13 protein-coding genes are annotated in these 12,534 nt (G+C 58.8%); 6 read left to right on the top strand and 7 right to left on the bottom strand.

What is annotated here, in order from left to right:
- Positions 1-12: 12 nt before the first annotated feature.
- From ACFOSU_RS15525 to ACFOSU_RS15515, 3 genes are all read right to left on the bottom strand, one after another.
- Positions 13-699 (bottom strand): phosphatase PAP2 family protein, encoded by a 687-nt coding sequence (locus ACFOSU_RS15525; RefSeq protein WP_380690851.1) that lies wholly within the window; start codon positions 697-699, stop codon positions 13-15.
- 437 nt (positions 700-1,136) lie between these two features.
- On the bottom strand, positions 1,137-1,778 hold the full coding sequence (locus ACFOSU_RS15520; RefSeq protein WP_380690850.1) for a Vgb family protein: 642 nt from the start codon (positions 1,776-1,778) through the stop codon (positions 1,137-1,139).
- A gap of 10 nt (positions 1,779-1,788) precedes the next feature.
- Positions 1,789-3,009 carry a helix-turn-helix domain-containing protein gene (locus tag ACFOSU_RS15515; protein ID WP_380691365.1) on the bottom strand — a complete coding sequence of 407 codons (1,221 nt, stop codon included), beginning with the start codon at positions 3,007-3,009 and terminating at the stop codon, positions 1,789-1,791.
- A gap of 107 nt (positions 3,010-3,116) precedes the next feature.
- On the opposite strand from ACFOSU_RS15515, the gene ACFOSU_RS15510 reads away from it, so the two are divergent.
- Both ACFOSU_RS15510 and ACFOSU_RS15505 read left to right on the top strand, forming a co-directional pair.
- The gene (locus ACFOSU_RS15510; protein ID WP_380690849.1) at positions 3,117-3,410 is read left to right on the top strand and encodes a hypothetical protein; all 294 of its coding nucleotides are present in this window, start codon (positions 3,117-3,119) and stop codon (positions 3,408-3,410) included.
- A 2-nt stretch (positions 3,411-3,412) separates the two neighbouring features.
- Positions 3,413-4,105: a DUF899 domain-containing protein gene (locus tag ACFOSU_RS15505; protein ID WP_380690848.1), complete on the top strand. Its 693-nt coding sequence runs from the start codon at positions 3,413-3,415 to the stop codon at positions 4,103-4,105.
- Between the two features lie 148 nt (positions 4,106-4,253).
- Here ACFOSU_RS15505 and ACFOSU_RS15500 read toward each other — a convergent pair whose 3' ends face one another.
- The 4 genes from ACFOSU_RS15500 to ACFOSU_RS15485 all read right to left on the bottom strand — a co-directional run bounded on the left by ACFOSU_RS15500 (position 4,254) and on the right by ACFOSU_RS15485 (position 10,130).
- Entirely contained in the window at positions 4,254-6,302 is a 2,049-nt protein-coding gene (locus tag ACFOSU_RS15500) for a bifunctional 2',3'-cyclic-nucleotide 2'-phosphodiesterase/3'-nucleotidase (protein ID WP_380690847.1), read from the bottom strand.
- A 1,094-nt stretch (positions 6,303-7,396) separates the two neighbouring features.
- A complete protein-coding gene (locus ACFOSU_RS15495) occupies positions 7,397-8,581 on the bottom strand; it encodes a tyrosine-type recombinase/integrase (RefSeq protein WP_380690846.1) in 1,185 nt (394 codons plus the stop codon).
- A gap of 116 nt (positions 8,582-8,697) precedes the next feature.
- A complete protein-coding gene (locus ACFOSU_RS15490; RefSeq protein WP_380690845.1) occupies positions 8,698-8,922 on the bottom strand; it encodes a DUF2188 domain-containing protein in 225 nt (74 codons plus the stop codon).
- Between the two features lie 641 nt (positions 8,923-9,563).
- The gene (locus ACFOSU_RS15485; protein ID WP_380690844.1) at positions 9,564-10,130 is read right to left on the bottom strand and encodes a WYL domain-containing protein; all 567 of its coding nucleotides are present in this window, start codon (positions 10,128-10,130) and stop codon (positions 9,564-9,566) included.
- Between the two features lie 236 nt (positions 10,131-10,366).
- Between ACFOSU_RS15485 and ACFOSU_RS15480 the strand changes: the two genes are divergently transcribed.
- The 4 genes from ACFOSU_RS15480 (at position 10,367) to ACFOSU_RS15465 (ending at position 12,527) form a co-directional block, all read left to right on the top strand.
- Positions 10,367-10,633: a helix-turn-helix domain-containing protein gene (locus tag ACFOSU_RS15480; protein WP_380690843.1), complete on the top strand. Its 267-nt coding sequence runs from the start codon at positions 10,367-10,369 to the stop codon at positions 10,631-10,633.
- A gap of 533 nt (positions 10,634-11,166) precedes the next feature.
- Entirely contained in the window at positions 11,167-11,523 is a 357-nt protein-coding gene (locus ACFOSU_RS15475) for a MerR family DNA-binding protein (RefSeq protein ID WP_380690842.1), read from the top strand.
- Between the two features lie 135 nt (positions 11,524-11,658).
- The gene (locus ACFOSU_RS15470; RefSeq protein WP_380690841.1) at positions 11,659-11,877 is read left to right on the top strand and encodes a heavy-metal-associated domain-containing protein; all 219 of its coding nucleotides are present in this window, start codon (positions 11,659-11,661) and stop codon (positions 11,875-11,877) included.
- A gap of 128 nt (positions 11,878-12,005) precedes the next feature.
- Positions 12,006-12,527: a hypothetical protein gene (locus ACFOSU_RS15465; protein WP_449329140.1), complete on the top strand. Its 522-nt coding sequence runs from the start codon at positions 12,006-12,008 to the stop codon at positions 12,525-12,527.
- Positions 12,528-12,534: the final 7 nt, after the last annotated feature.

Below are 12,534 nucleotides of genomic sequence, written 5' to 3'. Positions count from 1 at the left end.
AGGGCAGCGACGCTATCGCGTCGCCGAGTGAGTAAAGTTGAGATCGCCCATGATCAGACGAAAGACCAGATAGCCCACGGTCCAGCACAGCAGAATTGCGGCCAGATCGTGCGACAGGAAATGGGCGCCGCGCAGTTCCTGGGTGATGTCGTAGGTGAGCCCGATCACCACGCCCGGAAGCAAGGCCAGGCGGTAATGCGGCAGCTGGTAATGCCGGGCAAAGAAAAACCAGATCAGTAGGCAGTAGCCGCCGGCGGCATGGCCCGCAGGAAAACAGCCGCCGACATCCTGACCCCAGTAGAAGTTGAAGATCGCGTGGCCGGCCAGGTCGCCACCGTAGCGCTGCATGTCCCAGGGGCAGGCCAGCGGTAGCTGATGCTTGGACAACGAGACCAGCAGCAGACTTGTGAGCGCGGCGACCAGCGTCGCGATCAGGCCGCGACGATAGGGTCTCAGACGGCTCGAGAAACAGCTGGCAATGATCACGCCCAAGGTGACGACGCCGATGAGGATGGAAAACTTCTGTGCGTCCTTGTGCAGCACTTCGGACGTCAGCCAGGCGCCACGCAATGCCCAATGGCCGCCTTCAAGCCCGTAGAGAAAATCGGCCAGCCAGACATCGACGCTAAACACCTGCACCAGAGCCAGGGCACACAGCAGTACGAAGACCGGTATGAAGAACGCCGGATCCCGGGTCATGGGCAGAGACCGTACTCGGGATTGGGGTAGAACGAATGCGTCGCTGAAACTCGTGCTCATGGGAGAGGTGACCGTGGTAGCTGACAAACGCCGAATGACGGCTCGCGCCTACGTGCTGGTTTTCCCAGTGCGCGGGACGCGAGCGCATCCGTGTTCCGAACAGTCTATGGACCGGACCGGGAACGCAGCGAAAGTTAGCAACGACACCGTTATTTAAGCGTTCGCGCGAATCGCGGCACTTTGTTCGACGGTTCCGCAACACTCGATGGGGCAGCGGCGCATCCGGGGTTGCGAGCCCGCTCTGTTCGGTTGGCTTCGGGCTTTGACGCAAACCGGCGCGGCATCTGGCCTGGTCAGCAAGGGGTCGGTGCAACCGGTCTGATCAGGCATCTGCGGTGTCCCGGATCCGGCCTCGCCCCGGTCGGTCGGGGTGAAGGTCAGGGCGAGCGCCGTGGCCGGGCGACGACTCTGACTGTTCCGCCGTTTCCACTGCCGCAGAAGAAGTGGTCGCCGCCGTCCGATTCCAGACCCGAGACACCGGTTCCGGCCGGCATGTCGAGACGCTCCAGCACCTCGCCGCTGGAGGGATCGATGCGCCGCACCTCACTGTGCTCGTCCTGCCAGGTGCCGTGCCAGAGTTCGCTGTCGACCCAGGTGACACCGGTGACGAAACGGTTCGATTCGATGGTGCGGTTTACAGCCCCGGTTTCAGGGTCGACCTGATGGATCCGACGGCTACTGTACTGGCCGACCCAGAGCGAGCCTTCGGCCCAGGCGAGGCCGGAAGCGACGCCTGCGCCGGGTGCCGGGATCGAGCCGAGCACGACGCCGGTTGCAGGGTCGATCCTGTGGATGCGGCCCTCGGCGATCTGGAACAGGTGCTCGCCGTCGAACGCGGTTCCCGCCTGCGCAGCCACCTCGAGCGCGCTCACGATCTCGCCGCTTTGCGGATCGAGGGCCTGCAATCTGTCACCTGTGGCAAACCATAGCTGATGCCCGTCAAAGCTGACCCCATGCACAGCATCGACGCCGGGGAAGGGCCCGTATTCGCGCAAGATTTCGGCAGCTGTGTGCTTCATGTCCTGGATGCTAACCGACCGGCAACGAGGCCGGGAGTAACAAGCTTGTCGGGAATCCGGGCACGTTCGACGCGATCCAGCGGCAGTTGCGCCCGCGACCGACCGATTCGACCTGGCCGGCCGCCGCAAGCGCCTCGAGCGCGCGTTGTACGGTACGCGGGCTGACATCGAGCGCGAGTGCCAACGCCGAGCTCGGCCAAGCCTCGCCATCAGCGAGCAGGGCAAGCACGTTCGCATGCTTGTCCTCGACGAGCGGCAGCAACACGACAAGCGTCACCGGCTCGTGTAGTGCCAGCGCAAAACCCTGGCTCGTTGCGTTCACCCGGGCTAGCGGCTCGAGCGCCTTGCGCAGCCGCCCGATCTCCACGCGCAGCCGTACGCGGTGCGATTCATCGATGTGGTGCGCCCGAAACACATGTGCCAGCAGTGTTTCCCGCGACACGTCTTCGGGCCAGGCCTGCGCGAGCGCGCGAGCGAGCGCGAACAACACCGGGCGGGTGGCCAGCGGGATGATCGAATCCCCGGCACGCACGACATGGCGGCAGGCGTCGACAACCACCGCGTCCGAGGCGAGTAGCGCCTCGACGTCGTCGAGGCGGATAAGACGTTCGCCGTCGTGCATGGCCAGGCGTGCCACGTCCGCCTCGAGCGCGCGCGATGCCCGCTCCACTTCGGCCGCCAGGGCAGGGATGCCCGATGCCTGCGAGGCGCGCCGAGCCCGGTCGAGTGCGGACCTTGCCGGCAGTGCTCGGACACGCCGTATCGCGATGCCCGCGGCGACCAGTTCGCGTCCGGCTCGCGATGCCGGCAGCAGGGCGTCGGTATCGAGCCCGTCGAGGGTCTGCTCGGCCGCGTCGAGTTGCCCGATCAGTAGCAGTCGCCGAGCCTCGAGATAGCCGGCATGGGCGGCGTTCGCCGGGTCGCCGTGTGCTTCGAGTGTCGCCCGGGCCGCGTTCAACGTCTGCACGGACCGGCCCAGATCGCGAAAGACGAGCGCGACCTCGGCTTCAGCGACGATGCACCGGGCGCGGGCGAGGGGTTTGCTGTGACCGAAGGCGCGTGCGGCACGCCGAAGTAGCGCCCGGGCGCGGGCAAAGTCGTCGAGTTGCGCCATCGCAATGCCGCGAAGTGCAAGTGCCGGCGCGTCGTCACGCAGCGCGACTCGATTCAACGCAGCCAGCGGATCTCCGGCCGCCAGAGCGCGCGCTGCGACGGTGAGCGCCGCCTCCATCGGAATCCCGTCACAGTTGTAACTCACAACCGTAGCCGCCGTCGCCTTACATTCCGGTTTCGCTCTGCGATGGCGGAAAAAGGCCCGGATCGATCAGGAGTACTGGAATGACGACTTCCGCACGCGCGACGAGGCGCGATAAAGGAACCTGGCGGCGCTACGGCGCTGCCGATTGGCTCGGACTGGCCGCGTCGCCGAGCTTCGCGTTGATGGCGTGGATCGCGGGCACCGGCGCGCCTGGCACCGCGCTCTGTTCGGCGGCGCCGGCCGGGCTTTCGATCGGCGGTATGGCCTGGATGTACCTGCTGATGAGCGTATTCCATATGTCGCCCTGGCTGAGGATTGCCTCTGACCGTCTGCAGCGCGTTACCCGTCCCATAAGCAAAGCCCTAGGAGGTTGATCATGCAACATTCCATCGTTTCGCGCCGCGAATGGCTCGCCGCCCGCAAGGCGCTTCTCGCCAGGGAACGCGCCCTGACCCATGAACTCGACGCACTCCGCGCCGAGCGCCGGGAACTGCCTTGGGTCCGGGTGGACAAGCCTTATGTCTTCGAGGGTCCCGAGGGTGAATACAGGCTCGGCGATCTGTTTCGTGGCCGCAGCCAGCTCGCCGTCTACCACTTCATGCTGACGCCGGGCTCGGACCACATTTGCAAGGGCTGTGCCTTCGTTGCCGACCATATCGACACGGCACGGCAGCATTTCGAACATGCGGACCTCGCGTTCGCTGCCGTCTCGCGCGCACCGCTCGAACAGATCGAGTCGGTCAAGGCACGCATGGGCTGGACCTTTCCCTGGATTTCGTCGTACGGCAGCGATTTCAACTTCGATTTCGGTGTGTCGTTCAGGCAAGAAGACCTCGCGGCTGGCCGCGCGGTCTATAACTACGGCACTCCGATCCACAACAGCAAAGACATGTTCGGCACGAGCATTTTCGTGACGGACGACAGTGGCGCAATCTGCCACAGTTACTCGACCTATCACCGCGGTGTAGAAATGCTGATGGGCGCCCTGATGTGGCTGGATCTGGCGCCCAAGGGCCGCAACGAGTCCGGTGGCACGCATAGCTGGGTGAGGCGTCACGACGAATATTGAAACGACAGCCGTGCCAGCCGCCAGTTTCGACGGAACCCCTCGAGCGGTCTGGATTCGGCCGTGCCTTTCGGTGCGACGCCGGACTCGACACACGGAGATGGCCGCCATCGCAGCGGATGATGACGGCCAGCCGTGTACAGACGATTCTCTACTGAAGATTCAGTTCGTAAACGGCCGCGCCGTTGTCGTCGATCTCCAGAAACCGGGCGTTGGGTGCCTGTTCGGCAACAAAGTCGCGCGCACGCTGCGTGTCCGGCACCCGAAAAGTCAGCGTCAGGTCGGTGCCGCTGCTGATCGGTGCAAACGACCAGTTGCCGTCGGCGGTGGGTGCAACCGGGCTGTTGGTACGAATATAATCGGCCAGAACCGTGCGATTGGCGTCGGGTGAGTTGATCACCACATGATCACTGCCGGTGCCCGGAAACACGCCGCCGTTGGCGCGATAGTTGTTCGAAGCGACGACGAACTCCTGGTCCGGGGTGACCGCGGAACCGTTGTATTGCAGATCCACAATGCGTTCGGCGTCCGCGTCGATGACGCTGCAGTCGCGGTCGAAACGCGGCGGTTGAGTCACGTCGATCTGGTAACTCACGCCATCGATCACGTCGAAGTTATAGGTCGGAAAGCCAGTGTAGTTCACCAGCGGTTGCGGGGCGCTGTCGTTGATGTCGATCTGGTAGAACTGCGACGCCGAGCATTCCAGCCACCCCTTGAGCTCTTCACCACTGACTTTCACCGCGACGAGCGTGTTCGGGTACAGATACAGATCGGCGGCGTTGCGTAGCGTCAGCTTGCCCTTGGGCACTGTGGTGAAGCTGCCTTCGGCCGAGCAGTTGCCCTCGCGATCGCAGGCCTTGAACGGGGCGGCGGCCGACAGTACCGGCAGGTCCTGAAGATTGACGTCGCCCTGAATGAGATTCTCGACGTAGGCTTTCTGTGCGTCGCTGACGATCTGGATCGACGGATCATCCTTGACCAGCGCCAGAAAACTGAAGATATCGTCGTTGGACTCGCCGATTGGTGTGCCCATGTAGTCGCGGGTGGCCTGGTCGTCGCCGGCGAGCTTTGCCACCAGTGCGGCGTCCGCTGCCACGGTCGGTTCGCCGTCGACGTTGATGGGCCGCGCCTCGACCCGACTGTTCGTGATCGTCCAGCTATCGGCCTCGGTGTCGTAGTCGAGGGTCAGATCGATCATCCCGAGATGGCTGCCCCAGTAGCCGGGCATGACGGCGGGCACGCCTTTGATCGTGCCTTTATCGATATCCACGTCCGGCGTTTCGGCGAATGTTTCGGACGGAAACACCAGATGGCTGTGGCCGAACATGATGGCATCGATATCCGGTACGTCGGCCAGATACCAGCTGCTGTTTTCGGCCTTGTCATCACGTGCGTAGGGCGTCGTGCTGATCCCGGAATGGGCGATGGCGACCACGATATCGGCACCGGCGGCCTTCATTTGCGGCACGTAACGCTCGGCCATGGCCCTGATGTCCCTGGTGATGACGCGGCCGTCGAGATTGCCCTTGTCCCACTGCGTGATCTGCGGCGGTACGAAACCTATGAAGCCGATGGTGATCGTGTGTACATGGCCGTCCCGATCCTGGACCGACTTGTCGATCAGCCGATAGGGTTCGAAGTAGGGCGTATCGTTAACCGGATCGTCGTCGCCGTCGTCCTTGAATATATTGGCGCTGATGTAGGGGAAGTCGGCATCGTTCACGCTCTCGGCCAGGTAATCCAGCCCGTAATTGAATTCGTGATTGCCGTAGTTGGCGACGTCGTAATTCAGCTCGTTCATGGCCTTGTAGACCGGATGCACTTCGCCGGGTGCGAGGCCCTTGGCCTGGCGCCAGTCTCCCATGGGGCTGCCCTGGATCAGGTCGCCATTGTCGACCAGCACGCTGTTGTTCATTTCGCTCATCTGAGCGCGCGCCTGTTTGATCAGCGTGGCCGTGCGAACCAGCCCGACGGTGGGATCGGGGATGTCGCTGTAGTAGTTGTAGTCCATAACGTTGGCATGGATATCGGTCGTCTCCATAAGACGCAGGTCGACCGTCTCTATGCGGGCTGCGGGATCGCCCCCGGCCGTGCCGCCCGTGGCAGCGCCATCATTGTTGTTGTCACTGCTGCAAGCGGCGAGGGCGGCCATGCCCAGCAGCGACAGGGTGAGCAGATAGCGTCCATTAATCTGTGTCATCGAAGTCTCGATTATTTATGTGACTACAAAGTTCAAATCGCCTGCGTTCGGTGCGAACCGGCTGCTTAGGCGGTATCTGATTTGTGAATACTCAATGCGGGTGAGAACGCCGGTCTGCAGTCAAACGAAAATTGTTTAATCGCAGAAATACGGCGCTGACACAGCCGCCGCCAGCAGTTCCATTGATGAGGCCCCCAAGGTGTATGCACACCCATCAGGGATGGAGCTTAGGTGAGACAGATGACAGGCTTGTTAACCGATAATGGTCAGGTGCGAGGCAACGCCAACGCTATGGCGGGCCGGCGTGCACTCGAAAACGACGACTGCTGCATCGACGCAGCACACCGTCGCAATCGGCCGTGAACAGCAAACACGGCGCTCAAACCAAGGCAATGGATGACTTTGTCCGCTGCACGCTTCACGCGGCCATGCTCAGCGATCGCTACAGCGGATGGCGTTCGGTACGGTAGGTATTCCGGCGTCTTCTCGTTGGCGATGAGGATTACTATTGACGGGTTCCGACAGAAGGCCACGAGCCCGCGCGTTCTGGCACATCTACGCGGCACGCTTACCATGAACATGCGGTGCAGATGAATCGAGTGTTCCATCATCGTGTCGTTGACGCGCATCAGTCGGATACGTTCGCGGTAGCGATGCTCGAAACGAAAAGGCGAATGTCTGAATAATATTAATTTAACATAATATACATTATGCGCAGTTATTGGTATTGCTGTATGTTGCAGCGGTTGGCAGTCTCTTAAGCCAACTCCAAGAAAAAACAGCATGAGAGACGATCTATTCCACGCCACCGGTGGACGACCAACACAAAGTGGTAAAAACTGCCAAGACAAATTGGTGAATCGGGTATTAAAAATGGTGACTATTCATCTAGACGAACAGCGCATAGCTGAGCGACCAAGTGAGTTGAGCGGCGACCAATCTAAACCTACCGCAGGTCTTTGGTAAGTGCTGAAGCTCAGACTGATCGCCTAACGCGTGCAATGATCAGTAGCGTCTTCTTCTCGTTATCGCGGCGACTGGGCATACTGCCCTGGCACTGTGCTTCCAGTGTCGATCCTGCTGGTTGAATGGGCTCACTCATCGCCCGTCACGTCGCGATCCGACAGGCGATGAGATTCCATCGCCTGAGACCAAGCAGCGTCATCCGCATGCAAATATAGGCCCGTGGTTTCTAACTTCGCATGACGGGCACTACGGTTGAGGTACCGAAGCTCGATCGCCCGGTCGGCTTGGTGCGTTATCGCAGTGTGCCGAAGCCAGTGTGTCGTTGCCTGATCGAGTTTTGCCGCTTGCGCGCTGTTGGTTCCCGCGAGGCTAAGCGCTGCTTTACGGCACGTCGTCTTCACGATTCGGTAGACCATATCGGGGCTGATCGCCCGCCCACCTTTTAAGTCCAACACGAGCGGCGTTAGCTCTCCAAAAGCTGGAATCGCACTTAGTCCATAGAATTGCCGGTATCGCGCGAGCGCGGTCATCGTGTCCATATTCGCGGGGATTCGCGCATGGATCGAACCCTTGCCATGGACATGCCACCACCAACGGCCGCGCTGAACCTCAAAGGCGCCCATCGTGCTGTACGCAAATTCGCTAACGCGTGCACCGAGTAAGTAAAGCATCGAGAAAACGTACCGCGCCCGCTCCCGTCTCGCGGTCTGTGTCGCCGTACGAACCGGCATATCATCGATATACGCCAGAACATGACGCCACAACTCTGCGTCCAAAAAGCGCTCGACTTGGGTGTTTGAACGACGACTCTTCTTCAGCCGATTGGCGTCGCCTCGGGCCAACGCCAGCGGATTCCCCGCCAGGTAACCGGCCGCAACCAGGTAAGAAAACATAGCATTGAGTATTGTGAGCGCCTGCGCTTGGCTGCTGGGTTTCAATGGCCCGCGAAACGGTCGCCAGTGCCCACTGGTGCGCGAAGCACGTCCCCCGCACCAGACCGCCACGGGTGACGGCTCGGCCAGAAATGCCTGATATGCTCGGAGGTCCTCTCGCGTCAGGTCTGAAATAGCGTTCCCGCGTTGATGGGTCGACCACAACACGAGCCGCTCGGCCTCTTTTCGGTAGCTGCGAAACGTCGCCGGCGTATCTGCGAATTCCGCCAACCAGACGGCAATCGCCTCTAGGTCGTTAACTGCCGCAATTTGGGCCCGCTCTATCGGCGCACGGTTGCGACCGAACTCGCCGACAAGATGCGTCGGCACCGACCAACTCCGATTGTATTCCGCAGGCGCCAGAAAACCTGTGTCAAACATCGTGCCAACCGCCCTATTTCACGCTTTCAACCATTCGTGATTATAGGCGTAATCACGAATGGTTGTGAGTAGGACAAGCGAATTCGCTAGTGCGCTACCGTTTGCCGCCCGCCGATCTATCCCTTAGATGCCGATGGATCGTCTTTGCGTTGATACGTTCGCTCTTCTTGAAATCGGCCGTCTTCCTTGTGGATTTTTACTGACCCCTTCTTGTCCGCCATGTGACCCCGCATATGTGAGATCGCTTCCGCCTTCGTCCCAGAATTCTTAATTGCTTTTTTTCCGCCCTCTTTCGAAAACTGCCATTGGTCGCCATTTTTGGTTATGTGGTAATTATCCATACTTATATTTCCTCGGAATCTACTGCCGTAACTACGGTATCACTCTGGCTGATCCTTTATCATACCGGCAATTTTTTATCAATCGTGGACTATGATAAAGGTACTACGGTATGGCGAGACCTGATGACTGCAAGTTTGCTGTGCCTGATCGCGCGAAGGAGATGGCGAAATTAATCTAGCTCCTGATTGGTTCGTTTCGAGCGCCCAAATGCATGAGGTCGCCACGCGGTGACGATAAATGCCCTGCGGAGGGGTCATGATAGAAGGTTGTGAACAGTTGACCGCCCTGCTTCGACCAAAACCGCAACAACCTCTCCCTTACGGTAGTAGCGACTTTCAGAACGAAAAATCACAATCCTGATCTCAAATTAAATACCCTGCGTGAAACCGGATACGATTGAGTCTTCGATGAAAAGCGTCAAAGGCTCAACGCGATCGACTGCAGCTTTCGGCGACAATCAATCACATCAGCATTCGTGACCTGACATGTACCAGCCAGGCTGCTGCATGGGCCCGTGCATGTATTGGTGGCCATGCTGTCCTCCTCTCGAAAGCAGATAAAGTTATCGCGTCAATTGTGATGTGATACTTGAACAATTTGATGTGGCAAATAGTCATAACAAAGATTGAAAAAGTCGGCATTAAAAACTAAACGAACTTTGATTGTCCGCAGAGTTATAGCCCGGAGCTAAATGCGCACCGGAAATCCCATATAAAATTGGAGAGTTCTTGAGCCAGAGGCGATACTCGGCGCCGCTCAAATGATGACCCTCGCTACAGTCTACTATCCACTGGCGTAAAAAATATGGTGCCAGCGCGGCACGCACGCGCACCTTCAGCTTTCGGGCACAAATTCCGTAATCCATCTCGACGATATATGGATATTCTTCCTTTGGATGGGGAGCTAGTTCGAGCTCAATCACCCTATTCCACTCCAAGTCATGTTCGGATCTTTCGAAATCCTCGATGCTTTTTCCAGTACCCGCATCGGCTGAATCGATACGAGTCAAAACGAAGTCGCTGAACTTTTCTCGTCGACGGTCAAATGCTCGGACATGCCATCTGAGGCCGTTAAAAGCCAGAGCAAAAGGCACGATCTCGCGCTCTACGGAACCGCTGCTAAAGGAGTGGTATCTGACAAGCGAAAAAGCAAACTGAACTTGTCTTTCCTGCTGTGGGCGGAGGTCCGGGTCGGAGACATCTGACATAACTCGCAGCAATTGGCAGAGCAACGCTTCTTTGAAGCGATGACGTACTTCCCAGTATGTAAGTGGTCTAGCTGACGCCTAAATTGTTAGCGCGCTATCCTCTGGGGCCTCAGTGGCTACATTAGCAAGGTTCTCGAGCTACTCGCCGACTAATAAAATCAGAATCTTTAAAGACATACAACAATTATAAACTATGGTTTATAGCTGTTTGGGCCGCGAAGGGAAATCCTTCGCGCATGCGAAATCAAACCGAAATTACAGCTCTCCGAAAACGTGTGGCCACTAACATCAAGCGTTTACGTACTTCAAGGAATTGGCCACAGGAAAAACTTGGCGAGCACGCAAGCTTATCGCAAGTTTATTTGAGTAGGATCGAAAACGCTCGAGTGGCCTGTACCGTCGACACTCTCGCCGCTATAGCAGCTGCTATGCAGATTGACCCCGTTGAGTTGGTAAGCAATCCTGATATATCGCAATATCAGACTTCTCACGAAACTAATTAAATGGAAGTTAACCGCGAGATCCTACATGTTCCGCTTGTGCATTTTGCAGCTGATTCCTGAGGCCAGAGTCTTGGGCAATGACGTGCTTTGCTCGATTTCGTCGAAGTATTCATCAGCTTCTCAGTGGTTCATTTACAACATGGCAATAATTGCCACCCCGGCCCCAACGGCCCTTTGACTCGAACCGGAATCAGCTGCCGCGTTTCGAGAGATCAAAGCCAGCATCAAATTGCGCATGTGCTAGTTTTTGAAGTACTCGAGCTCTTGGTCGTACGCACGCATCACGCGGAGTTCGAACGCGGCGTCGTAAGCAGCTTGTCAATCGCGGTTAAGGACGTCTGGTGAACACTCGGCCCGAAGGGCGGACTCAATCTTTGAGGATGGATTTTGGGGCGAAAGTTTGGTCGTCCCCAAGGGCATCATGGATTGAGATGCGATCGATGTGGTCTAAAATTGCCCTAAAACAGCCCCGCAAAGAATGTTGATCGACCATGTCCGGACTGAGTATCGGCGAAACAGCACAGCAAACCGGCATGTCCGTCGATACCCTGCGCTATTACGAAAAAATCGGCCTGCTACCACTGATTCGACGTGATTCTGGCGGACGCCGGCGCTACGAGCGCGGAGACGTTTCGAGACTGCGTTTTATTCAACGGGCGCAGCGCTGCAACTTCTCGCTCGACGAAATCCGGCAGCTGTTCGAATTCAAGGGCTGCCGGGATATCGCCAGGCCGGAAGTGGCACAGCTGACCGAACAAAAGCTGCAAGAGATACGACACCGCATGGCAGATCTCGATCAGCTTCAGCAGGAACTCGAACGACTCCTAAAATTATGCCGCGGCAGTGGTCAGGGCTGCCCGATCATCGACGGCCTCGATACCCCGGATTGATCCCCGCTTCGCGGTCCGGGCAAATCTTCTGAAATGAATACTTGACCTGGAGTCGACTCTAGGTCGTAGGCTTGTCCGGTCACTCACGAGCCGGTATGCGGCATCGCCCGAACCCCGGATGATCAGGAGCAAATCATGCAGACCACGACACTGGAAATCGACGGCATGCACTGCCAGGGCTGCGTACAGATCGTGCAGCACTTGCTCGAGCAGCAAGCCGGCGTGAAAGGCTGTTCGGTATCGCTGGACCCGCAGCAGGCGCGTGTCGCCCACGACGCCGATCAGGTGTCGGCCCAGACACTGGCCAAGGCCGTTCAGGATGCCGGCTATGCTGCGACGATCGGATCCCGCTAAACGTGGACATAGCGCAAACGCTAGTCCTGGCCACGGGCCTCGGTCTGCTCGGTTTCGCAGAGCCATGCTCCGTCGGCAGTCATCTCATCTTTCTGAGATTTCTGGACCGGCTGCCGGAACGACAGCGAGTGTTGCAGACCCTGATCTTCACCGCAGTTCGTGCTGCGCTCATGGCGGCGCTCGGGATGCTCGCCGCACTCATCGGTACCCGTTTCCTGGGTATTCAGCACGGCTTGTGGGTGGTGCTGGGCAGCTTCTATATAACGTTGGGGCTGATATATCTGTGCGGCGGCGCGGCGTGGATGATTCGTCAGACCCATCGGTTGCTGCCCCGTGTATCGGCGATCTCCGGTGGCGTGACACTCGGCGCCGTATTTGGTTTGAACATCCCGGCCTGCGCGGCACCTCTGCTCGCCGTACTACTGGGCGGCGCGGCCGCCCAGGCGGAGGCCAGCGGCGGCATGATGTACGGCGCCTCGACCCTTCTCGTTTTCGGCCTGGCACTATCCAGTCCGCTCGTGCTCGCCGTTTTCACTCAGCGCGGGCGTCGGATGCTGAACGCTATCGCCCGACTGGCTTCGCGCATGCCGCGTGTCACCGGCGCAGTGCTGGTGCTACTGGGTTTGTGGTCTATTTCTCTCGTGTTTTAGCCCGCTA

This window comes from Salinisphaera aquimarina, assembly GCF_042643355.1.
Taxonomy (GTDB): domain Bacteria; phylum Pseudomonadota; class Gammaproteobacteria; order Nevskiales; family Salinisphaeraceae; genus Salinisphaera; species Salinisphaera aquimarina.
The sequence above is the reverse complement of the archived record's forward strand: the minus strand, read 5'-3'. Positions and strand labels throughout refer to the sequence as shown.

Bases quoted from the DNA above. Each gene is read 5' to 3' on its own strand.
- ACFOSU_RS15475 (WP_380690842.1), top strand. From the start codon at position 11,167: ATGTCCGTCGATACCCTGCGCTATTACGAAAAAATCGGCCTGCTACCA.
- ACFOSU_RS15525 (WP_380690851.1), bottom strand. From the start codon at position 699: ATGACCCGGGATCCGGCGTTCTTCATACCGGTCTTCGTACTGCTGTGT.
- ACFOSU_RS15480 (WP_380690843.1), top strand. From the start codon at position 10,367: ATGCGAAATCAAACCGAAATTACAGCTCTCCGAAAACGTGTGGCCACT.
- ACFOSU_RS15490 (WP_380690845.1), bottom strand. From the start codon at position 8,922: ATGGATAATTACCACATAACCAAAAATGGCGACCAATGGCAGTTTTCG.
- ACFOSU_RS15495 (WP_380690846.1), bottom strand. From the start codon at position 8,581: ATGTTTGACACAGGTTTTCTGGCGCCTGCGGAATACAATCGGAGTTGG.
- ACFOSU_RS15505 (WP_380690848.1), top strand. From the start codon at position 3,413: ATGCAACATTCCATCGTTTCGCGCCGCGAATGGCTCGCCGCCCGCAAG.
- ACFOSU_RS15520 (WP_380690850.1), bottom strand. From the start codon at position 1,778: ATGAAGCACACAGCTGCCGAAATCTTGCGCGAATACGGGCCCTTCCCC.
- ACFOSU_RS15500 (WP_380690847.1), bottom strand. From the start codon at position 6,302: ATGACACAGATTAATGGACGCTATCTGCTCACCCTGTCGCTGCTGGGC.
- ACFOSU_RS15515 (WP_380691365.1), bottom strand. From the start codon at position 3,009: ATGGAGGCGGCGCTCACCGTCGCAGCGCGCGCTCTGGCGGCCGGAGAT.
- ACFOSU_RS15485 (WP_380690844.1), bottom strand. From the start codon at position 10,130: ATGTCAGATGTCTCCGACCCGGACCTCCGCCCACAGCAGGAAAGACAA.
- ACFOSU_RS15470 (WP_380690841.1), top strand. From the start codon at position 11,659: ATGCAGACCACGACACTGGAAATCGACGGCATGCACTGCCAGGGCTGC.
- ACFOSU_RS15510 (WP_380690849.1), top strand. From the start codon at position 3,117: ATGACGACTTCCGCACGCGCGACGAGGCGCGATAAAGGAACCTGGCGG.